The sequence below is a fragment of the Clostridioides sp. ES-S-0108-01 genome, assembly GCF_020662285.1.
GTDB lineage: Bacteria > Bacillota > Clostridia > Peptostreptococcales > Peptostreptococcaceae > Clostridioides.
The window spans coordinates 116,405-139,738 of record NZ_JADGMN010000006.1; the positions used below are offsets into that span (position 1 = coordinate 116,405).

Sequence of the window (23,334 nt, forward strand, 5' to 3'; positions counted from 1 at the left end):
AACTTTTAATTTTTAGCATTCATCATTAATACTTTTTCAAAGATTTCTTGGTCTTCAACAGATTTTCCTGTTCCAAGCGCAACACAATCAAGAGGTGTTTCTGCTATTTGTACAGACATACCAGTTTCTTGTGTAATAAGTTTATCAAGACCTCTAAGCAAAGCTCCTCCTCCTGTTAGCATTATTCCGTTTTCCATTATATCTGATGCTAATTCTGGTGGAGTTTTTTCTAGTGTAGATTTTATCGCATCTACTATTGAACTTACAGGTTCTTTTAATGCTTCTCTAACTTCTGTAGAGCATATTTCTATTGTTTTAGGTAACCCTGAAATTAAATCTCTACCTCTTATTTGCATATTTATTTCTTCATCATCTTTAAATGTAGAACCTATGCTAATCTTAACATTTTCAGCAGTTCTTTCACCTATCATAAGGTTATATTCTTTTTTTACATAAGCAACTATAGATTCATCAAACTCGTCTCCACCAATTCTTATAGATTTAGCAGTAACGATTCCTCCCAAAGATATTACAGCTATTTCTGAAGTACCTCCACCAATGTCAACTACCATATTACCTTCTGGTTCTTCAACTTTTAATCCAGCTCCAATAGCCGCTGCCATTGGCTCTTCTATAAGGAATGCATCTTTAGCTCCTGCTTGTCTTGCAGCCTCTTCTATAGCTCTCTTTTCTACTTCTGTAACTCCAAAAGGAACACATATAGCGATTCTTGGACTTACAACACCTTTTTTGTCAGCTGCTTTTTGTATAAAATAGCTAATCATTGACTGAGTTATATCAAAATCAGCTATTACCCCATCTTTCATAGGTCTTATAGCTACTATATTTCCTGGTGTTCTACCTATCATTTTTTTGGCTTCCTCGCCTACTGCTAATACCTCTTTACTGTCATCTCTTATTGCGACAACTGAAGGTTCTCTAACAACAATACCTTGCCCTTTTATGTAAACTAATGTATTTGCAGTCCCTAAATCTATTCCCATATCCTTTGTCATCTTATTAAAACTAAAAAAACCTTTTTTTTCTTTCTTTTTTTCCTTAGCCATGATTTTACTCCTTCCTACTATTAAGAATCATGTTTAAAACATTCTCCTCTTATTTTATCACATATAAAGTCAAATTATCATATTTTCTTTAAAGCTAAAGTATAATCCATCTCCAATAATTATATGGTCTATTATTTCTATTCCAATTATTTCTCCACATTTAACAAGTCTTGATGTGATATTCTTATCTTCACTTGATGGTTCCACACTTCCTGAAGGGTGATTATGCATCACTATTATCTTACTTGCACTTCTTCTTATAGCTTCTTTAAAAACCTCTTTAGGATGGACTAATGACGAGCTTAAAGTCCCTACAGATACATCTACATCAGATATTATCTCATTTTTTGTGTTTAAAAGAACAGCTTTAAAAACCTCTTTTTTTAAATACCTCAGGCTATCCATATAATACCTCTGTATATCCCAAGGATTCTTTATTTTATATTTCATAGGCTTAAAACTAGCCACTCTAGAGCCTAGCTCTAAAGCTGCTTTAATTTGGGTCGATTTTGATAACCCAATTCCATCTATATTACACAGCTCCTCTATTGTCATGTCTTCTAAATGTCTAATACCCTGAATATCTCTATTTATTATATAGTTGGCTAAATCAATAGCATTTTTATTCTTGTTGCCAGTTCTTAAAAGTATAGCTAATAACTCAGCATTTGATAAGCTTTTTACCCCCTTAGCAAGCATCTTTTCTCTGGGTCTTTCCTCTGGTGCCATTTCTTTTACCTTAATGGTTGAATTAAATGACTTTTTCAGACAAATCACACTCCATAAAAAAGATTTATACTAAAATATTTTTTTAATAGTTCACCTAGCCTTGAAATTGGAAGACCAACTATATTAAAATAATCTCCTCTAATTTCATCAACTAACAAAGCTCCATAGCCTTGTATACCATACGCTCCTGCTTTGTCAAATGATTCATTAGTTTTCAGATAATCCTCAATATCCTGTTCTGATAACGTTTTAAATTTCACATCGCTGATTACATAGTCAATTACTTTTTTATCTTCGCACAAGTTTATTAAGCTAATACCTGTTATTACTTGATGCTCTCTTCCAGATAGTCTTTTTAGCATATCTCTTGCACAAGACTCATCTTTTGGTTTTCCTAAAATAGCATTGTCTAAAACAACAACTGTATCAGCTCCAATAACAACATCTTCATTATGTTCAGATGCTACATACATACTTTTTTCAAAAGCTAACCTCATAACTAAATGTTTTGGTGCTTCACCTTCCAATATAATCTCATCAATTTCACTTTTAATTATATCAAATCTTACATTTGTATTCTCTAGAATTTCTTTCCTTCTTGGAGAGGCTGATGCCAAGATTATATTCATTTATTCACCTCGTTTGTACGTAATTTGTACCTATTTAGTCTATCACTATATTGTAAAAAATTCAACAGAAATGTCGAACCTTTTTTGTTACACTATTGTTATATTTATTACCATTAGAATAAATATACATAAAATAGAGGTATGGAAATTATTCCATACCTCTGTTTTATGTACTCATTAGAGATATGGAAATTATTCCATATCCTTATTTTGTCCATATTACAAAATTTTAATAGCTTTCTTTGGACATTTTTCCATACATAAATGGCATCCTACACATTTATCTGCATCTACCTTATGTTTTTCTTTTAATTCTCCCTCTATTGCATCAAACTTACATTGTTTTTTGCACACTGTACAACCAACACAAAGTTCTTGGTCGATAGTAACTTTCTTCTTCTTAGTTATATCACCTGATATTACTTTTGTAGGACATTTCGCTACACACTGCATACAACCTACACACTTATTATGGTCTATCTTAGCTATTTTGTCTTCAAATATTATCGCATCAAATTTACAAGCTTTTACACACATTCCACAGCCAATACATCCAGCAGTACATTTTTCTTTAACAGCTTTACCAAACTCTTTGCTATTACACTCTACAACTACCTCGTGACTTTCTGGTTTTGTGATTATTATACCCTTAGGGCAAACTTCTTTACATTTTCCACAGTTTACACACTTTTCTTCATCTATTACTGCTACTCCATCAACTATAGAAATAGCGTCAAATTTACAAGCAACTTTACATGTTCCAAGACCTAAACATCCAAATTTACACATCTTAGCACCTGAATTTAAAACATTTGCTGCTCTACAATCAGATATTCCCTCATACTCATATTTATCTTTTGCACTTGAACAAGTTCCTTTACAAATAACTTTTGCTACTTGTTTCTCACCTGCTTCAGCACTTATTCCCATTATTTCTCCAACTTTTGCACCAACATCTGCTCCACCTACAGGGCAACCGTTAACTGGTGCGTTTCCTTCAACTATAGCATTTGCAAGACCTCCACAACCTGGAAATCCACAACCTCCACAGTTGGCTCCTGGAAGTACTCCTAGTATAGCTTCCACTCTCTCGTCTACTTCTACAGCAAACTTTTTAGATGCAAAATCTAGTACTATCCCGAAGATTAAGCCCATAATTCCTAAAACTAATACAGCTGTAAGTATCACCATTTTCACCCCTCTTTTTTATAGCTTTATAAGTCCTGTAAATCCTAAGAAAGCTATTGACATTAAACCTGCTGATATAAGCGTTATAGGGAAACCTTTAAATGCTTCTGGTATATCAGCTAATTCTAGTCTTTCTCTTATACCTGCGAATATTACTATTGCTAAAGTAAATCCAGCTCCTGCTCCAAATCCATTTATTATTGTTTCTACTAAGTTATAACTTTTTTGAACATTAACTAGAGCTATACCAAGAACTGCACAGTTTGTAGTTATAAGAGGTAAATAAACTCCTAATGCTTGATATAAAGATGGACTCATCTTTTGAATTACCATTTCAACGAACTGAACTATAGAAGCTATAACCAATATAAAAGCTATTGTTTGTAAGAATCCAGTTTCAGTTTTTACTAATAAAATTTGTATAAAATAAGTTATAATTGAAGCTAAAGTTAAAACGAATGTAACTGCAACTCCCATCCCTACTGCTGTATCAACTTTCTTAGAAACTCCTAAGAAAGGACATATACCCAAGAACTGAGATGTTATAACGTTATTGACAAGAACGATACTTAAAAATAAAAGTATTAAATTCATTTATTACACCTCCATTATGCTTTTTTACTTCTTAATTTATTAAATCCTGCAAATAGGAATCCTAATGTTAAGAATGCACCTGGTGGCAATATAAATATTAATACCGGTTGGAAAGATGCTCCAAATAGTGTCATTCCAAATAAACTACCATTTCCAAGTAATTCTCTTACTGCACCTATTATTGTAAGTGCAACAGTAAATCCAAGCCCTTGACCTACACCATCAACTATTGAAGGCATAGCTCCTGTTTTGAAAGCAAAACTTTCTGCACGAGCTAGTATTAAACAGTTAACAACTATTAATGGTATGTATATACCAAGAGCCTTATCAAGAGCAGGAACGTATGCTTTTAAAAGCATACCTACTATTGTAACAAATGTAGCTATAACTACTATAAATATAGGTATTCTTATCTTATCTGGTGTAATTTTTCTTATTAAAGATATAACTAAATTTGCACATATTAAAACTGCTGCTGTTGAAAGACCCATACCGATTCCATTTATTGCTGAAGTTGTAACGGCTAGTGTTGGACACATACCTATAACTTGAACAAATGTTGGGTTCTCATCTATTAGCCCATTTTTAAATACTTTAGCTAAATTCATAATTAACCCTCCTTATTTATTAAGAGCACTATTGAAAACATCTATAGCAGCATTTACTCCTGTAGTAACTGCTGTAGATGTAATAGTTGCACCTGATATTGCTAATATTTGATTATCTGCTGTTGTACTTCCTTTTGCTACTTCAAGAGGTTCAGCAGTTTTTCCTTTGTATTGACCCTTAAATGCATCATCCTTAGCTTTTGCTCCAAGCCCTGCTGTTTCTGACATATTACCAATGTCAACGCCTGTAACTTGACCATCAGATGATATACCTACCATAACTTCAACTTCTCCACCATACCCACTTGGCTTAGCTTTTAAAGTATATCCAACTACCTCAGAACCATCTAAGCCTTCATACACTTCAGCTATAAGATTATCTCCAAGGTTTTTATAAGTACTTTTATCCATTTCTTTAAACTCTTTTGCTTCTGGAAGTACTGCTTTTCTAAGTTCATTATTTGCTTGTATATTCCTTTGTTCTATTACTGGAGCTGTAACCTGATTTGTAGCTCCAAGTGCTAATGCAGCTATCGCACTTATAGCAAGTAAAGTTCCACCTAATCTCACCATACTATTCATTATTTAGCCACCTCCCCAAATACTCTATTTCTAACAAACTTATCTATAAGTGGAGCAAGACAGTTTACTAGTAGTATTGAGTAAGATACACCTTCTGGATATCCACCATACATTCTTATAACAGTCGTTATAAGACCAGCTAATACAGCGTATATTATTTGACCTTTTTTAGTCATAGGCGAAGTCGTATAATCTGTAAGCATGAAGAATCCACCTAACATAAGACCTCCAGCAAACAGCTGATATATTGCGAAACTTATATTAAATCCACCTAAAAGAAATGTTAATATAAATACAGTTGCTATGTAAAATACTGGTATAACATAATTTATTATGCCTTTATACATTAGGTATACTCCACCTAATAATAATAATATTGCTGATGTCTCACCTATACATCCACCAATATTACCAATCATCATATCAGCAAGCCTAATTCCATTGCCAGAAAGGTCTGCTAATCCTGCTGCTCCATTTTTTAAAAAGCTTAATGGAGTTGCTGTAGTAACTGCGTCTAAATTTTCACCTATCCAGTTGACACCTGGTTGAGTCCAAGCAGTCATTGCTACTGGGAATGATGCTAATAAAAATGCTCTTGCAGCAAGTGCTGGATTGACAAAGTTACATCCAATCCCACCAAATACCATTTTAACTACTAGTATTGCAAATATACCTCCTACTAGACACATCCACCAAGGAAGTGATGCTGGCACGTTAAATGCTAATAATAATCCTGTTACAACAGCTGAAAAATCTCCTATAGTACTTTTTTGCTTCGTAAATTTTTGATATAAAAATTCAGTACCTACTGTACCAAGTATACAAAAAAACATAGCACTCAAAGCATTAAGTCTAAAGAAGTATACTCCTGCTACTGCTGCTGGAAGGAGTGCTATAATAACTTGTTTCATTATATATGAAGTATCTTCATTACTTCTCACATGAGGAGAAGATGATACTATCAACTTATTTTCCATCGTTTTTCCCCCTTAACTTTCTTTATTTCTGAGCAGCTTGCTTTCTTCTCTTTGCTCCTATTTCTCTCTTTGCTGATCTTATAGATTGAAGTAATGGTCTTCTTGCTGGACAAATAAATGAACAAGACCCACATTCTATACAATCCATTGCTCTATGATATTCAGCCGTGTCATAGTCATCTTTTAAAGAATATGCACTTATGAAAAGTGGTTGTAAGAATGCTGGGCATACATCTGTACATCTTCCACATCTTAAACAGTTTTGAATATCTGGAGTACGTGATTCTTCTTCATCCAAACATAAAATTCCTGAAGAACCTTTATTAGTTGCTATTTCAGTAGTATACTGAGCTATTCCCATCATAGGTCCACCCATTATAACCTTACCAATCTTCTTATCTTCTTTAAATCCACCACATTGTTCTATTATTTCTGAAACTAATGTTCCAACTTTTGTTATTAGGTTCTTCGGTTCTTTGATGCAACTACCTGTTACTGTAGTGATTCTTTCTACCAAAGGCATACCTGTTTTAATAGATTTAGCTATTTGTGCTGCTGTGGCAACGTTGTCAACAACTGCACCTGCTGCTATTGGTAATCCACCAGATGGAACTTCTTTGCCTGTACACGCATAAATAAGTTGTTTTTCTGCTCCTTGTGGATATTTCACTTGAAGACCAACAACTTCTATTTCACTATAATCTTTAGCTACATTTTGAATTGCTTCTATAGCATCTGGTTTATTTGTTTCAATTCCTATAAATCCTTTTTTAACATCTAATACCTTCATTAATGCTCTTAAGCCAAATACAACATCTTCTGGATTTTCCACCATTAATCTGTGGTCTGCAGTTAAATATGGCTCACATTCTGCACCATTTAATATAACTACTTCTGCTTTGCTATCTGGCGGAGGTGATACTTTTACATGGTTAGGGAATGTAGCTCCACCCATACCTACTATTCCTGCCTCTTTTATGATACCTACTATGTCTTCTTTGCTCAAATCCTCTAACTGACCTTTTGGTTGAACACTCTCATGTAATTCTTCCTTAAAGTCGTTTTCGATAACTACACATTGAGCTGAACCACCTGGTACTTCATGTTGTTCAATAGCGATAACTTTACCTGATACTGAAGAATGAACATTACATGAAACGAACCCTTGTTGTTCACCTATTTTTTGCCCAAACTTTACTTCATCACCAACTTCAACAATAGGTTTAGCTGGTGCCCCTATATGTTGCTGAAGAGGAATGTAAACAATCTTTGGAGCTTGAGCTTTTTCAAGTGCCTTTGTGTTAGAGTACTCTTTTCTATATGGAGGATGTATCCCTCCCTTAAAAGTTAAGAGTTTCATTATTTTACCCCCTTATCTATAAAAAAACTTTTTTTCTGCCTTCTATAAGTATACTATATATATTAAAAAAGCTTAACAATTGTTAAAAAAATATCCGCATTTTTATAATTTATTTTATAAATCAAGCTCTATATATTAAGTCAAAGCGAGGAAAAGGATTGCTTAATTACACAATCCTTTTTATATATATTTCTAAAGTCCAAATATTCTGTATTTTATTTTATAGAATTTATAAACAGAGAATACTCTTGCATAGATGATAAAAGCAGACTTTTACTTACACTATATTTTTCTTCATTTGCAGCTTTTGAAGCTGTATCAATTTTTTCATTCACATTCTTTACATACTCTATTAAATTATCTTTAAATAATCTCATTTCAGAATAATCAATCTTTTCAGCTTCTTTTGATATATTTTGTGATATTGCCTTTCTATTTGTCAAAATAGTATTATATTTTTCCATATCTACATTATTTTCAGCATTCGACCAAAAACTTGATTCTTCTTTAAAGTTTGTTATTAATTTATTTAATTCTTTAGATATACTGTCTATATAAGCGTAATTACTTGTGTACTCTAAAGACAACATAGGTGCATCTAAGTGTGATAAAAATGCATCTGGAAACACCTTTCTTACACTGCTTATCTGCTTTCTAACATCATTTTCATCAAAAGAAGAATATGTCTGTATTTTTTTTACTCCATCCTTCTCCATAACTGAAAAAGGTATATCATTATTGACTAATGATGTTTGTATTTTTTTCAAATCATCATTATTATCTATTGCAGCAACTTGAATAGTATACATATCCCAGCCTTCTATAGTAGCCAATTTCACTTCTTCTGGTTCTTTAGCGTTATTTACTGTTTTTTCTGGATTAGTTTCTTGTTTATCATCTGAATTGGTTTGTGATTTAGATTTTTTTCCATTTTTTATTGAATTTAATTCATCAGATATATCTTTATAAGTTATATCTGATGAATTATTTAGAAATGGTATTTTAGCCGATACATACTCCAATATTTCTCCATCTTTTATTTTTGTATAAGAATAATAGCCAATAAGACACAAGCAAGCAATCGTTATAACATATTTACGCAAATCAATCTTATGTCTATTATTATTAAATCCTCTGTATATCGTTTTTCTTCTATTCATTAGTTTGTCCCTCCCAAAATTATATTATTAATAAAGTATATTTTTAAGAGTCACAATTTATGAATATAAATAATTATTTATTCTAATTTTTTAATAAGAAATTGTATTTATTAAGCAAATCTCCTTGCCCCAAGTAATGCTTTAGACCAATATGAACTGGTTAAATTGTCCACTTTAACCTTGTTAGGATTAGTCTGAGTACCACTACAGTGAATAAATTTACTATTACCTACATATATACCTACATGATTAGTTGTTCCATCACCATCAGTATCAAAATAAACTAAATCTCCTGGTGCATAATTCCCCATAGAAATTGCACTTCCAGATTTAGCTTGCTCTCTAGAAACTCTAGGAATAGAAACACCTACAGAATTTTTAAAAACATATTGTGTAAATCCAGAACAGTCAAATTTATCAGGTCCTGAAGCTCCCCATTGATATGGTATTCCAATAAGAGTATATGCAAAATCTACTACTGTTGAGCCTTTTGCTGTAGACTTATCTGAATTTCCAGTAAAGGATGAATTTGAGTTACTATTAGATTGAGAATTCTGATTAGATGATGAATTTGGATTTTCTTTTGTACCTTCATTAGTCTCAGAAATATAACTGGCACTCACCCATCCAGTTGTTCCACTCGATAGCTTTACCTTATACCAACCATTATTTTTAGCCTTTAATTCAACAACATCTCCACCATTTAATTTTCCTATTATAGAATAGCTTGTCCCAGGACCACTTCTTACATTTAAGCTCACAGTAGATATTACCTTACCATTTTTTCCCTCAATTGCCTCTTCACTAGATGGTTTTTTATCAGAATTATTAGTACTACTTGAACTAGAATTATTTGAATTAGAATTATTTGTCCCAACATCTTCTGACGTTTTTGAGATATATTGACTACTAGCCCATCCAGTAACTCCATTTGATAGTTTTATTTTATACCATCCATTACTTTGTTCTAATAACTTTACTACATCTCCATTATTTGCTTTACCAACTAATGAATAGTTAGTACCTGCACCACTTCTTACATTCAGTCTAGAACTCACATTTACTTTACCATTTCCACTGATAGTTGTTCCACTTGAAGTTGAATTATTTTGGTTTGATGTACCTTCAGACGAACCACTTGTTGATATGTATTTTGCACTTCCCCATCCAACAACAGAACTTGATACCCTTACTTTATACCATCCATTAGATTTTTCTAAAATTTCTACAGTTTTCCCTTTGTATAATTTTGCTACCTTGTCGCAATCAGAACTTGGCCCACTTCTTATATTCAAGGCACTTGCTGTCACTATTCCTTTTTCAAGGGCACTTGCATTTATGGAGCTAACAGATACTGCTACTGCTCCAATTCCTAAAGCCGTTATAGCTTTCTTCACTACTATCACTCCCCCAACAAATTTTTATAGTCATAAAGTCATAACATTATTATCCATTTTTAATACCTACAATTTAATGATAACTTATTCTATTATTAATTGTAAAGAAATTATAAACATATACTTAAAATTAATGATTTTTAGGAAGTATTTCAATCCAATAATTATCCGGGTCTGCTATAAAATAAATTCCCATACTTTCATTTTCAAAACATATGCAATCTAAATCTTTATGAAGTTTTTTTGCCTCATCAAACTCCTCAACTTCTAAAGCTAGGTGGAATTCATTATCTCCTAAATTGTATGGTCTGTCCCAATCTCTAAGCCAAGTTAATTCTAATGTATGACTAGTAATGCCATCTCCTAAATAAACTAATATAAAACTTCCATCTTCTGCTTCCTTACGCTTTACTTCTTTAAGCCCTAAAGCTTTTTTATAAAAATTTAAACTTTTTTCTAAGTCAGTTACATTGAAATTGTTATGGCAAAAATTAAACTTCATTTTGAAATCACTCTCCAATTTTTATTTTTTTTTATTATATCATTATTATAAATTTATTTAAATCACATTAAGTTAAAAATTTGAATAATTGTGTTCAATTACTAAATAGTGGTAAATTATTTAAAATAATATGTCAAAAAAAGAATAAGCTCTTTCAAACACATAAAAAATTTATAACCTAGTTATATTTAATCATGCAAATTGACAGAACTTATTCTTTAAAATTTTTATAATTAATGTTTCACTTCATCCAATTCCAAGTAAATCAATTAAAACTTTAATTTTTAATCTTTTCTTTGATAATATAATTTATTACTTTTTTTCTAATATCCTCAGCATTATAATCATCTTCTACTTCTATATCCAAAAGTTTTGCTATTGACTTCATATCTTCCCTAGTCTTTGACCTATAGCTCGATATTAATTCATCTTTTATTTTCTCAGGTTCTAAAAGATATTCTTCATCTCCTCTTTTGAAAACAACATATTTTTGAGCATATGAACTTCTATTATAGTATATATATCTTGATATTTTTCTTAAAATTTGATTATATGAAAGCCGCTTGTTAATATCAAGTTTTAAATACTCTGAAAAGGCAAATAGCTCTTTTTTTGATTTAAATAATGCTTCTTTCTTTATAGTTCTTGATATCGAAGTTACACTTTCTTGATATGCACACTTTTTTAACATTTTTAAATATACTCTATTAAGACCAATACTTTGATTGAATTTTTTTATGTTATTATTAATAATCTTATCCAAGTTACCTTCAAAGTATTTTTTTGCTCCTTTTTGTGATACATAACTCTCAAGTTCTTTGTGGGCCATATCAAGTATCATTTTTTTTAAATCCTCTTTATATCCCCTAGATTCCATGATACTCCCTCCCTTAGCTATTTATAGTATATTCAAAACGTCTAAGAAATGTGAGTCATTACAAATTTTTTTTACTTTTTATGTATATATTAATTTAAAAGAGGAGATAATAGTAATGTAAAATCAAACATACTCAATCTCCCCCATTTTTAGACCTCTATTACTCCCCAATAGAGGTCTTTTTTTAGTTTATTTTTTATTCAATTCCCTTTAATTCAAATCCTAACTCTGCTATTACTTCTTTTAACTTTTCAATTGACACATCGTCTTTCATATCTACAGATGCACACTTGTTTTCTAAATCTACATCTAAAACTTTAACACCATCTATGTCTTCTGTTAATGCAGTTTTAAGATGATTTACACAATGACCACAACTCATACCTTCTACTAATAGTTTCTTATTCATTTAATTACCTCCTTATACCCTATAAGGGTATTTTATCATATAGTTTATACTTTTTAAATAGCAATTAATCATTTAATTTAATTCATTCGATTTTATATCTAGATTAGATATTCCGTCATATACATCAAAATCATTTGGAGTAATTTTACCTTTTAATCTACTATTACTTACAATATAGTTGTTTCTGACAGCTAAACTTATAAATGTTGCATTATCTTTTACATATGTCTGTACATATTTGTATGCTTTTTTTGTTTCAATTTCAGATGAAGAGCTTGTAAGTGCAGACATATATCCATTTAACTTATCATCAGTATATCCACTACTTGCTATGATACTGCTTGCATCTGGTATACTTGATAATTTCCACCCAACCAATGCTAAATCATAGCTTTTAGAATTAAGAGCATTTTTCATGTCTTTATCTGATAGTTGATTTATTGTATTATTTATTCCTATAGCTTTTAAATTTTCACTTATTATATTTGCAGTTTTTATTCTCTCACTGTTATCTCTGTTTACTATTATTTTTAAGTTCATCTCAGAAAGTCTTTTCTTTACTTCCTCTTTTTCTCTCTTTTTTTTCTCCTCAGCTTCCTTTTTGATTCTATCCTCTTCTGCTTTTTTAGCTTTTGCTTCTTCTTCTGGAGTAAGTTTCTTTGTTTTCTTTTTAGTTAATTTTTTCTGCTTTTTTTCTGTTTTTTTGTCCTTTGGATTTACTGGATTTACATTTGCATATTCTACTTTAGCAAGGCATTCTATTGCTTTATCTTTACTAAACTCTAAATCTTTCATTTCGCTATTATAATATTTTGACTTTGAATTAAGTGGAAAATTAACTGGAGTAGCATCATCCATATAACCTTCACTAATAATTCTATCTTTATCTATAGAATGCGCAATTGCTTTTCTAAAATTAACATCTTTGAAAAAAGGATTATTATAATTAAATAATACACACTCATAATCTCTACCTTGATATTTTGTTATATTAAACTCTTTTTCTTGAAACTTACTTAAATCATTTAATGTAACATTGGTTATATCACTATCAAGAGCCATAACCATAGATGTCCTTGCATCTTCATTAGGCACCATACCTACTTTTATGTTTTTCATAGTATTCGGAACTTCTTCATAGTAATCCTTATTTACAGATAAAACCAGTCCTTCTCTTTCTGTATATGATTCTATTTTATATTTCCCATTTCCTATCATATTATTATTCTTGTCATTTACATCTTTTGAATCTAAATGATTTTGAGATACGATTGGAAAAATTAAACTATCAATCGAGAAAGCATATCTAGCTTTAAATTTTATTGTAAAATCTTTATCTGATTTAATATTCACAGAAGCTATGTTTTTAGTAAATTCATTATATGGACTATCTGTACTCTTTTGAATTAAACCAATAGTATAATTTATATCATTTGAAGTAATAGCTTTTCCATCATGCCACTTTGCATCTTTTAATTCTATATCTATGCTCATTCCATCCTGAGCTATATTATACTCCTTAACTAATTGAGGAGTTACATTGTAGTTCTCATCTATCGCAAATAAACCATCATAAACTAAATTCATTATATAACCAACAGACTTGTCAGTATTAGTTATAGGATTTATAGTTTTTGGAGTTACCATTGTTAGGTTTATATACTTAGAATTTATAGAACTTTGACTTTTTAAACTTGAATCGCTACTACTTTGTTTTGTTTTAGTATTACTACAACCAACTACCATAAGAGTTATAGCTAAAATAAATGTTAAGACTTTTATTCTCTTCATTAGTTTTTTCCTTTCTTGCCATATATCTCATTATAATGTTTATAATTATTTTTAACTTTTTCTACATATTTTGAAGTTTGCTCAAAAGGTATGTCATGTAGATTTTCTCCATCTTTACTATAATCATTATTTTCTAACCACTTCCTCACATTACCTGAACCACCATTATATGCAGCTATCACTAAATCCAATTTACCAAATTCTTTGTATAATTTATTCAAATACCAACAGCCAAGTCTTATATTAGTCTCTGGGTCGAAAATATCCACATTTTTTAGATTTAGTTCCTCTGCTCCCCAATCTCTAGTTATATCTAATATTTGCATTAATCCCTTTGCTTCTTTTTTTGAAACAGCAGAACTATTAAACTTACTTTCGGCTTTTATAACACTGTAAACTATATTTTCATCTAAATTAAACTCTTTAGAATACTTTTCTACATATTCTGAATATTTTTTAGGAAATAAAAATTTATGTATTACTTTGCTTTCCATTAATAGTGCTCCAAATAAGATTATAAAAATAGATAGAATCAATACTTTCTTACTATTCACGCCAATTCTCCTTCATGTACTCAATAAATTTATGTGCTTTACTTTCTAATTCAGTTATTGTTCCCGAATTATCTATTATATAATCACCATATTTGGATTTTTCTTCCTGACTCATTTGTGAATTTATCCTACTAAGTGCTTCCTGTTCACTGCAATTATCCCTCTTTTGTATTCTACTAATTTGTACTTCTTGTTCGCAAGTAACTACTAATAGCTTGTCAACCATCTCTAAAAAACCACTTTCTACCAATATTGCCGCATCTAAGACTACTATACTTTCACCTTTTTTTCTCAACTCTTCTATTTCACTTATTATTTTTTCTCTTATTCGTGGATGAGTCAAATTATTTAACTCCTTAAGTTTTTCTTTACTATTAAAAACTATTTTCCCAAGAGCTTTTCTATTTAGAGTTCCATCATCATTTTTTATATTTTGTCCAAAATGGTCAAATACTTTTTCTAATAACAGCTTATCATCAAATATCTTTCTAGATATAATATCAGCATCCACTATAGAAATATTAAGATTTCTAAATATATTTGATAGGCTGCTTTTTCCACAGCCTATTCCTCCTGTAAGCCCTAATATCAACATAAAATCACCTACTTTGTCTCATACCAAGAACTACCGACATTTAAATCTACATCTAAGTGAACATCCATATTCACGGCATTTTCCATTTCTTCTTTTACTATTTTCTTAACTATATCTATCTCATCATCAATTGCCTCAACTATCAATTCGTCGTGAACTTGTAGTATAAGTTTTGACTTCAAATTATTCTCTTCCAATTTTTTATGAACATTTATCATAGCAATTTTTATTATATCTGCTGCACTTCCTTGTATTGGTGCATTCATTGCAAATCTCTTTCCTCTATTTCTTTCCATAAAATTGCTTGACTTTATTTCTGGTATATATCTTCTTCTGTTTAAAATTGTTACAGCATATCCATCTTCACTAGCCTTTTCTACTGTCGTATCCATAAACTCTTTTATTTTATGGTATTTAGCAAAATAACTTTCGATATATTCTTTTGCTTTTGGGACAGGTATATTTAAATCGTCTGCCAATCCAAAATCACTTTTACCATATATAATACCAAAGTTTACTGCTTTAGCTGCACCTCTCAATTCACTAGTAACATCTTCCATAGGAACATTAAAAACTTGTGAAGCTGTTTTGGTATGAATATCTTCATGATGTTTAAATGCTTCTATCATATTTTCATCCTGACTCATATGTGCAAGAACTCTAAGCTCCACTTGTGAGTAATCGGCATCAACCAATTTACAGTTATCATCTGCAATAAATACTTTTCTTATTTTTCTACCCATTTCCATTTTTATAGGTATATTTTGAAGATTTGGTTCTGTAGATGAAATTCTTCCTGTAGTTGTTATAGTTTGATTAAATGATGAATGAATTCTATTACTTTCTGGATTTATTATATTTAAAAGTCCTTCAACGTAAGTAGAATTCAACTTTACTATTTGTCTATACTCAGTTATCTTATCTATTATTGGATGTTTATCTCTTAATTTTTCTAGAACATCTGCATTAGTTGAATATCCAGTCTTAGTTTTTTTAATTATTGGAAGCTCTAATTTTTCAAATAATATAACACCCAATTGTTTTGGTGAATTTATATTGAATGGCTCTCCTGATAATTCATAAATTTCCTTTTCTAATGTAGCTATTATTTCTTTAAACTCAATACTCAACTCATCCAAGATACTTTTGTCTACTTTTATACCTTCATACTCCATATGCCCTAAAACCTCTACTAATGGCATCTCTACATGATAAAAAAGACCATCCATACTCATATCCATTAGACTTCTTTCCATCATAGGAACTGTTTCTTTCACTGTGCATATTATTTGCCCCATATACTCAGCCAAATCCTCAAATTCTAAATCTTCATAGTTTTTGGATTTAACTCCTTTTCCTAACAAATCTTCTTTTGATTTAACCTTTTTTGATAAATATTTCATGGCTATTGCACTACAATCATATGAAGTGGATGAAGTTGAATCTATTAAATACTCAGCTATAGTTATATCAAAATACATATTTTCCAATTTAATATTATATGGCTTTAAAGATATATAATCATCTTTTAAATTATATCCATATTTTTTAATTTCGTTATTTGAAAGTATACTATCTAATTTTGTTACTTCATCTGAATCTATATAATATATTTTTTCTCCATCTACACTTATAAAAATATATATTATATTTTTTTCAATTATATTACCTTGTCCTCTAACAGTTTTTAAAATAACCTGTCCTTTTTTATTCACTTCATCTATAAATTTTTCTATATCTTTTAATTTTAATATTTCTATTTTTTCTTCTACTTGCTCTGTATCATTTGTATCAACTAAATCAACTAATCTTGATAAGAGACTTGTAAATCCAAAATATCTAAATTTATCTAAAAGCTCATCTTTATCATAATCACCAAAAATCATGCTATCTAAATTTACTTCTATTGGTACATCTCTTATAATGGTTGCAAGTCTTTTACTTTGAATAGCAATTTCTCTATTTTCCTCTATTTTCTTTTTTACACTTCCTTTAAGTTTATCTGTATTCTCTATTAAATTTTCTATACTAGAAAACTCTTTTATAAGCTTTATACCTGTTTTCTCACCGATTCCAGGTACTCCAGGTATATTATCCGACTTATCTCCCATAAGACCTTTTAAATCAATAAACTGCGTTGGAGTCATCTCATATTTTTCAATTACAGAATTAAAGCTGTATTCTTCAACTTCTCCAACCCCTTTTTTTGTTATAAGAGTAGTTGTATTATCTGAAGCAAGTTGAATAGCATCTTTATCTCCAGTTACTATGTATACCTTATATCCATTCTCTTCTGCTTTTTTAGAAACAGTACCTATAATATCATCTGCCTCATAGCCATCTATTTCTAATCTATTTATTTTAAATTTATCTAAAAGGTCTTTTAGTGGCTGTAATTGTTCTGCCAATTCATCTGGCATTCCCTTTCTTCCAGCCTTATACTCTTTATATTCTAAATGCCTAAATGTAGGTGCTTTCCTATCAAAAGCTACACTTATATGTGTTGGTTTATATATATCTATCATTTTAAATAGCATTGTTGTAAATCCATATATAGCATTGGTTTTTAACCCTTCTTTATTATTCATTTCTGGCAGAGCATAAAAGGCTCTATTTATTATTGAATTTCCATCTATTATAATTAATTTTTTTTCCAAATTATATCACTCCTAAAAATTATCTATTTTTGTAACATATATATTATATACCAATATGCTGTTATTTAATATTCCCATAATAATAATAGTATATTAAAATTAAATATGTTGCAAACAATATATTTTTTTGCTATAATAATAAACATGAAATACCCGAGTGGTGGAATTGGTAAATACAATGGGTTCAAAATCAAGTGTGTTGATTCATAAGTTTTTGTAATAAAAATCTAGTATTTATGATATTTTACAGTTTGATGAGTATTTTGTATTCAATATTTCTCTTGCATATTCTTGGAAAATCTAGTAAGATATACAAGTAGCTCGGATTTAAAATATAAGCCGCTGTGGCGGAACTGGCATACGCATACGACTCAAAATCGTACGGGAAACCATATGGGTTCGAATCCCATCAGCGGCACCAATAAAAAGAAGTCTTTAATGTACATTAAAGACTTCTTTTTATAATTATAGATATAAATAACATCTATCTTAATGGACTGTATAGAGCCACAACCAAAGGCAAACACCTATAGTTAAGTAATGTGTCCGTAATTTTTCTTTATTATTTTATTGAAATAGCTTTATTAATTCATTATAATATTATATCATTTTAAAAAAATTATGTAAAAAGTCAAAATTTACATATAGATTAATTAAACTTGTAAAAACACAGTTAAATTTGTACAATTAAGTACTTAAAACTTGTAAATACTTACTTTGCTATATATTTTAGATAAAGATATAATTGATTTAGTTGTTTTATTTATTATTCATTTATTAAATAATAAAAAGATAAGGAGTCTAATATGATATTCAGTAGTTTAATATTTTTATTTTTATTCTTTCCAGTCACACTCATTTGCTATTACTTGGCAAATCCTAAGTATAAAAATGTTATGTTACTTCTAGCAAGTATTGCCTTCTATGCATGGGGAGAACCAAAATATATTTTTTTGATGATGCTATCAATAATAGTAAACTATATATTTGGTATTAAAGTTTCTGACAGTAAAGATAAAAAAATATGGGTTGTGCTTTCTGTGATTTACAATATATCTATTCTTGCTGTATTCAAGTATAGCAATTTCTTTGTAGATAATATTAATTTTTTATTAAATACAAATATAACTATACCTGAAATTAAATTACCTTTAGGTATCTCATTTTTCACATTCCAAATAATGAGCTATGTAATAGATGTATATAGAAATGATGCTAAAGTTCAAAGAAAATTAACTAATCTAGCATTGTACATAAGTTTATTCCCTCAGCTTGTAGCAGGTCCTATTGTTAGATATCAGACTGTGGCAGATAGCATTGAGCATAGAGAACACAATTGGGACAAATTTACTCAAGGAGTAAACAGATTTGTTGTTGGTCTTGGAAAAAAAGTAATTCTAGCAAATCAATTAGGTGTAATCGCAGATGGTGTATTTAATAAGTCAGCTGGAGATTTATCAAGACTTGAGGCGTGACTAGGTATAGTTTGTTATACACTTCAAATATTCTATGACTTTAGTGGATATAGTGATATGGCCATTGGTCTAGGTAAGATGTTTGGATTTGAGTTTTTAGAAAATTTCAACTATCCATATATATCTCAAACAGTATCTGAGTTTTGGAGAAGATGGCATATATCTTTAGGTACTTGGTTTAAAGACTATGTGTACTTCCCATTAGGTGGAAGTAGAGTCTCTAGGGCAAAACTATATAGAAACCTATTTGTAGTATGGTTTTTAACTGGTATGTGGCATGGAGCTAGTTGGACTTTTATTATATGGGGTCTATATTATGGAATATTAATATCAGTAGAAAAAGCATTCTTAGAAAAGTTTCTATATAAGATACCAAGAATTGTAAGACACATATATCTACTTCTTATAGTCATGATTGGATGGGTATTTTTTAGAGTTGATGATTTAACAGCAGCTATTAAATTTATAGGTATTATGTTTGGTTCTGGAAATTATCCACTTGTCAGTAATGCATTCAATGTATTTATAATTGAATATTGGTATATAATTGTTGGAGCAATCATTCTATCAACTCCTATTGTAGAAGTTATAAAGTCATTAGTAGTTAAGAAGAATAAAAATACACTAAATATCACAGTGTGTCAAGTTACTAATGCGGCTTTCATAGTTGCTTGCATGTTTATTGTAATGGTAATGTTAAGTAGCTCAACTTATAATCCATTCTTATACTTTAGATTCTAATTTTGGAGGTACAGACATGAATAAAAATAAGCCAAGGATTGTTGCCATTTCATTTTTAATTATAATATTTGGATTTTTTATATTAAACTTCGCACTGCCAAAGAAAAAATTAAGTATAACTGAAAATAGAAATCTTGCAAAATTCCCAACTATAGAAAATTTAAAAAAAGGTGATTATATAACTAAGTTTGAAGAGTACTTTAATGACCATTTTGCATTTAGAGATAAAATGATATCACTAAACACAAAGTTCCAAGTTAATTTAAATAAAACTAAGGTAGGCAACTATTATTTAGGAGAAGATAACTGGATATTAGGTATGTTTCCAAAAATTTTAGATCAAAACCAATTAAACAGATATAAAGAGTCTATCAATTACTTATCTGGTCTAAGTAAAGATCTTGGAAAAGATGTGTATTTTACAATGATGCCACATAAATCTAATGTGCTAAAGCATTTATATCCTAAGTATGTTGATAATACTGGTAATATAGATATAAATTTAAAGAATTTTAAAAATACATTAAATCCAGATTTAATTAAATATATAGATATGGATGAGTATTTTTTAAGCAACTATTCAAATAAAGAAAGAGAAAATTTATATTTTAAAACTGACCATCACTGGACTGGATATGGAGCGTTTGAAGGCTTTAAAATGATGGCATCAAATATGGACTTAGGTCTATCTAAACAAGATTTAGACAAGCATTTTAATAGCTATAAAAAGTCTATAATTACTGATAAAAAGTTTGTGGGAAGTTATAATAAAAATATAGATATGCTAATTAAAGAAAAAGAAGATATAGTTTATATGACAAAAGCTAACCAAGATTATAGCTTTGATATAAATGGAAAAGAAAAAGAAGAAAAAGAAGTCTATGCAACTAAAAGAAATGATAAAGAGTGGGATTATGGTGGTGCATACATTAGAGGAGCTAAAACTAATATATTAACTATAAAAAATCCTAAAGCATTAGTAGCTAAAAAAATACTAATATTTAGAGATTCATACCAAGCTCCTACAACACTTTTATTTGCTGATATGTTTAAAGAAGTAGAGATAGCAGACCCTAGAAATATAAACGCAATAGATAAAACATACAAAGAAATTATTGAGGAAAGTAATGCAGATATTGTAATGTTTATGTATAATAGCTCTGGGTTTGATTCGATGATAGATGCAATGATAGATAAAGGAATAAAATAAACAATAAAAAACCTCTATTAAATTTTAAATTTAATAGAGGTTTTTTATTGTTTATTTTTTATTACTTTGGTAAAAATAAGCTAATCAAAATAAAAATAAGGAGATGTAGCACATTGAATAAAAGACATAATCTACTTATAGTATCAGCGATATTACCGATAGCTGTAATTACCTTTAATAATAAACAAAATGATATTACAATAAAAGAAGTTTTTAATGAGCATATTATACAGATTCAAAATAAAAAGATTGAACAAAGATATTACCTAACTAAAGATGGATGGCTATTAGGCAAATTCGCTAATTTATTACCCGATTATCATATTAAATCTTACTCCAAAGCCATTAATGACTTGAGTAACTTAAATAAGGAAAAAGATTTTTATTTTGTTTCACTTCCTCATAAGACAAACATGCTTAAACACTTATATCCAAGTGATATAGAAGGTAAAAATAATATAGATATTAACAAAGAAAACTTAGAAAATCAGTTAACAGATATAAATTTCATAGATATAGATGATTACTTTTATAGAAGTTTTACAGAAAAAGAAAGAGAAAACTTCTTTTTAAAAACAGACCATCATGGAAATTCATTAGGATCATTTGAAGAGTATAAGTTTATGCTTGATAAATTGAATCTTGGCTTATCTAAATCAGAAATAGATAACCATTTAAAAAGATACAGTACTCGATATGTAAATGACAAAATCTTTATAGGTAGTTATAATAAAAAGATGGGATATCCACTTAAGAAAAAAGAGTCTATAAGCTATGTTGAAATAAGTGATGCAAAGTACAAATATTTTATTAGTAATGGTACTAAAGACACTGAGATTAATGAAGATATCATAAAAGCCAAATTAAAAGATAAAAAAGAATGGGACTATGGCGGGGCTTATATGAGAGGTTGTGATTGTCATATACTTAAGATTAGAAATTCAAGCTCTTTAACTAATAAAAAAGCTCTTATATTTAGAGATTCGTATCAAGCACCTATGACCTGGATGTTGGCTGATACTTTTAAGGAACTTGAAATACTAGATCCTAGATATATTGAAAATATAGATATGACTTATGATGAGATAATTAAAAACAGTAATTCAGATGTAGTTTTATTTATGTATAATAGCTTTGGATTTGCTGGAATGATACAGGAAATGATTGACAAGGGAATAGTATAACATAAAAATAGTAACTAAATTAAATTTAAGGGGTTGTTTCAAAATAAAAATTTGAATCATCCCTTTTTTGTACCAACCTTTGATGCCAACTTATAAATTTTCAAAGCACTATATAGCTTCTATCAGTGTAGCATAAGTAATAAAAAAATACTCCCATACATCTGTTTAACAATAGAAATAAAATCACAAATATTTTTATATAGCCACTTATTCTTATGTAATACTATAGTACTTCTCTTTAAAACATATAGAATTCCATATAAAAAAGCCACAATACATAATACTTGTGGCTTTTAAAAATTTATAAAATTTGATATTTAGTATTATAACTTTTTATCTAATTTATTATATACAACAACACCACAAATAAATTGAAATAAAATAAGCAATCCAAGAACAATTAAAACCCATTTACTTATTACCATTACAGAGAATACACTCAATATAAAAACAATAAATATAAGAATTACTAAAACATAAAGCATGATTTGGTTAGTAATACGTCCAGATTTATCACGTAACATAATTCTTCTTTCATCATTCATCTCTATCCTTTGATTCTCTACCTTTTCTTCATATTCTAAAGCTCTTTCTGGTTTACTCCAATATATATATTGAAAAATCATACATACCCCAGGACCCAAAGTAGCCCCAGATAATCCCCAAATAAAAGCCTCAAATGAAAACTCTGTAAATGTAGCCAATAAAACAAGTAAAATTCCACAAATAAAATATCCAATTCCAACATATAATCTATTCTTTTTCATTTTTACTCCTCCTCATAAATAAATATTTCTTCAATATTCATATCAAAATATCTTGCTATCTTAAAAGCTAATATGATAGAAGGATTATATCTACCATTTTCTAATGAACCTATAGTTTGTCTTGATACTTGCAAAACAGATGCAAGTTCTTCTTGTCTTATGCCTCTCTTTTTCCTTATTTCTTCTAATCTATTTTTCACTTTGTTCTCCTTTAATATATTATTTATGTAAAGTTTCCTTTCCATAATTATACAACTATATTCCTTTTTTGTAAAGTCTCC

Annotated in this window: 24 protein-coding genes and 1 tRNA gene; 5 read left to right on the top strand and 20 right to left on the bottom strand. The window is 29.4% G+C overall.

The genetic code is table 11. From position 1 onward, the window contains the following. Window positions 1–5: 5 nt before the first annotated feature. The 18 genes from IR152_RS07925 to polA all read right to left on the bottom strand — a co-directional run bounded on the left by IR152_RS07925 (window position 6) and on the right by polA (window position 17,676). Window positions 6–1,067, bottom strand: a complete 1,062-nt coding sequence (locus IR152_RS07925) for a rod shape-determining protein (RefSeq protein ID WP_054273165.1) — start codon at window positions 1,065–1,067, stop codon at window positions 6–8. A gap of 69 nt (window positions 1,068–1,136) precedes the next feature. Next, window positions 1,137–1,796: a RadC family protein gene (gene radC / locus IR152_RS07930; RefSeq protein WP_227451332.1), complete on the bottom strand. Its 660-nt coding sequence runs from the start codon at window positions 1,794–1,796 to the stop codon at window positions 1,137–1,139. A gap of 44 nt (window positions 1,797–1,840) precedes the next feature. Continuing rightward, on the bottom strand, window positions 1,841–2,425 hold the full coding sequence (locus IR152_RS07935; protein WP_227451245.1) for a Maf family protein: 585 nt from the start codon (window positions 2,423–2,425) through the stop codon (window positions 1,841–1,843). 219 nt (window positions 2,426–2,644) lie between these two features. After that, the gene (locus IR152_RS07940) at window positions 2,645–3,616 is read right to left on the bottom strand and encodes an RnfABCDGE type electron transport complex subunit B (RefSeq protein WP_227451246.1); all 972 of its coding nucleotides are present in this window, start codon (window positions 3,614–3,616) and stop codon (window positions 2,645–2,647) included. Between the two features lie 15 nt (window positions 3,617–3,631). After that, the gene (gene rsxA, locus IR152_RS07945; RefSeq protein ID WP_227451247.1) at window positions 3,632–4,207 is read right to left on the bottom strand and encodes an electron transport complex subunit RsxA; all 576 of its coding nucleotides are present in this window, start codon (window positions 4,205–4,207) and stop codon (window positions 3,632–3,634) included. 14 nt (window positions 4,208–4,221) lie between these two features. Continuing rightward, complete coding sequence (locus IR152_RS07950) at window positions 4,222–4,815, bottom strand: RnfABCDGE type electron transport complex subunit E (RefSeq protein WP_003419045.1); 594 nt, start codon at window positions 4,813–4,815, stop codon at window positions 4,222–4,224. A gap of 12 nt (window positions 4,816–4,827) precedes the next feature. Next, a complete protein-coding gene (locus tag IR152_RS07955) occupies window positions 4,828–5,397 on the bottom strand; it encodes an RnfABCDGE type electron transport complex subunit G (RefSeq protein ID WP_227451248.1) in 570 nt (189 codons plus the stop codon). Further along, window positions 5,397–6,374, bottom strand: a complete 978-nt coding sequence (locus IR152_RS07960; protein WP_227451249.1) for an RnfABCDGE type electron transport complex subunit D — start codon at window positions 6,372–6,374, stop codon at window positions 5,397–5,399. Before IR152_RS07960 ends, IR152_RS07955 begins: the two co-directional genes overlap by 1 nt. Window positions 6,375–6,396: 22 nt before the next feature. Further along, the gene (gene rsxC / locus IR152_RS07965; protein ID WP_227451251.1) at window positions 6,397–7,734 is read right to left on the bottom strand and encodes an electron transport complex subunit RsxC; all 1,338 of its coding nucleotides are present in this window, start codon (window positions 7,732–7,734) and stop codon (window positions 6,397–6,399) included. A 215-nt stretch (window positions 7,735–7,949) separates the two neighbouring features. Continuing rightward, window positions 7,950–8,894 (bottom strand): hypothetical protein, encoded by a 945-nt coding sequence (locus tag IR152_RS07970; protein WP_227451252.1) that lies wholly within the window; start codon window positions 8,892–8,894, stop codon window positions 7,950–7,952. Window positions 8,895–9,004: 110 nt separating this feature from the next. After that, a complete protein-coding gene (locus IR152_RS07975; protein WP_227451253.1) occupies window positions 9,005–10,291 on the bottom strand; it encodes a C40 family peptidase in 1,287 nt (428 codons plus the stop codon). Window positions 10,292–10,421: 130 nt separating this feature from the next. After that, on the bottom strand, window positions 10,422–10,793 hold the full coding sequence (locus IR152_RS07980; protein ID WP_227451254.1) for a VOC family protein: 372 nt from the start codon (window positions 10,791–10,793) through the stop codon (window positions 10,422–10,424). Window positions 10,794–11,070: 277 nt separating this feature from the next. Further along, window positions 11,071–11,670 carry a hypothetical protein gene (locus IR152_RS07985; RefSeq protein WP_054273156.1) on the bottom strand — a complete coding sequence of 200 codons (600 nt, stop codon included), beginning with the start codon at window positions 11,668–11,670 and terminating at the stop codon, window positions 11,071–11,073. 196 nt (window positions 11,671–11,866) lie between these two features. After that, window positions 11,867–12,079 carry a heavy-metal-associated domain-containing protein gene (locus IR152_RS07990; RefSeq protein WP_227451255.1) on the bottom strand — a complete coding sequence of 71 codons (213 nt, stop codon included), beginning with the start codon at window positions 12,077–12,079 and terminating at the stop codon, window positions 11,867–11,869. A 72-nt stretch (window positions 12,080–12,151) separates the two neighbouring features. After that, window positions 12,152–13,870 carry an ABC transporter substrate-binding protein gene (locus IR152_RS07995; protein ID WP_227451257.1) on the bottom strand — a complete coding sequence of 573 codons (1,719 nt, stop codon included), beginning with the start codon at window positions 13,868–13,870 and terminating at the stop codon, window positions 12,152–12,154. Further along, window positions 13,870–14,424: a lytic transglycosylase domain-containing protein gene (locus tag IR152_RS08000; RefSeq protein ID WP_227451258.1), complete on the bottom strand. Its 555-nt coding sequence runs from the start codon at window positions 14,422–14,424 to the stop codon at window positions 13,870–13,872. The genes IR152_RS07995 and IR152_RS08000 overlap by 1 nt, the downstream gene beginning before the upstream one ends. Further along, a complete protein-coding gene (gene coaE / locus IR152_RS08005; RefSeq protein ID WP_227451259.1) occupies window positions 14,417–15,019 on the bottom strand; it encodes a dephospho-CoA kinase in 603 nt (200 codons plus the stop codon). Before coaE ends, IR152_RS08000 begins: the two co-directional genes overlap by 8 nt. A gap of 8 nt (window positions 15,020–15,027) precedes the next feature. Beyond that, window positions 15,028–17,676 carry a DNA polymerase I gene (polA, locus tag IR152_RS08010; protein ID WP_227451260.1) on the bottom strand — a complete coding sequence of 883 codons (2,649 nt, stop codon included), beginning with the start codon at window positions 17,674–17,676 and terminating at the stop codon, window positions 15,028–15,030. 338 nt (window positions 17,677–18,014) lie between these two features. On the opposite strand from polA, the gene IR152_RS08015 reads away from it, so the two are divergent. The 5 genes from IR152_RS08015 to IR152_RS08030 all read left to right on the top strand — a co-directional run bounded on the left by IR152_RS08015 (window position 18,015) and on the right by IR152_RS08030 (window position 22,286). Next, window positions 18,015–18,097, top strand: a tRNA-Leu gene (locus IR152_RS08015). A 385-nt stretch (window positions 18,098–18,482) separates the two neighbouring features. After that, a complete protein-coding gene (locus IR152_RS20410) occupies window positions 18,483–19,151 on the top strand; it encodes an MBOAT family O-acyltransferase (RefSeq protein WP_413927480.1) in 669 nt (222 codons plus the stop codon). Window positions 19,152–19,208: 57 nt separating this feature from the next. Then, the gene (locus IR152_RS20415; protein ID WP_413927481.1) at window positions 19,209–19,892 is read left to right on the top strand and encodes an MBOAT family O-acyltransferase; all 684 of its coding nucleotides are present in this window, start codon (window positions 19,209–19,211) and stop codon (window positions 19,890–19,892) included. 16 nt (window positions 19,893–19,908) lie between these two features. After that, entirely contained in the window at window positions 19,909–21,102 is a 1,194-nt protein-coding gene (locus IR152_RS08025; RefSeq protein ID WP_227451261.1) for a DHHW family protein, read from the top strand. Between the two features lie 113 nt (window positions 21,103–21,215). Continuing rightward, window positions 21,216–22,286, top strand: a complete 1,071-nt coding sequence (locus tag IR152_RS08030) for a hypothetical protein (RefSeq protein WP_227451262.1) — start codon at window positions 21,216–21,218, stop codon at window positions 22,284–22,286. A gap of 323 nt (window positions 22,287–22,609) precedes the next feature. Here the strand turns inward: IR152_RS08030 and IR152_RS08035 are convergent, their stop codons facing one another. Both IR152_RS08035 and IR152_RS08040 read right to left on the bottom strand, forming a co-directional pair. Further along, complete coding sequence (locus IR152_RS08035; RefSeq protein ID WP_227451265.1) at window positions 22,610–23,053, bottom strand: hypothetical protein; 444 nt, start codon at window positions 23,051–23,053, stop codon at window positions 22,610–22,612. Window positions 23,054–23,055: 2 nt separating this feature from the next. Then, entirely contained in the window at window positions 23,056–23,253 is a 198-nt protein-coding gene (locus tag IR152_RS08040; RefSeq protein ID WP_227451266.1) for a helix-turn-helix transcriptional regulator, read from the bottom strand. Between the last annotated feature and the right edge of the window lie 81 nt (window positions 23,254–23,334).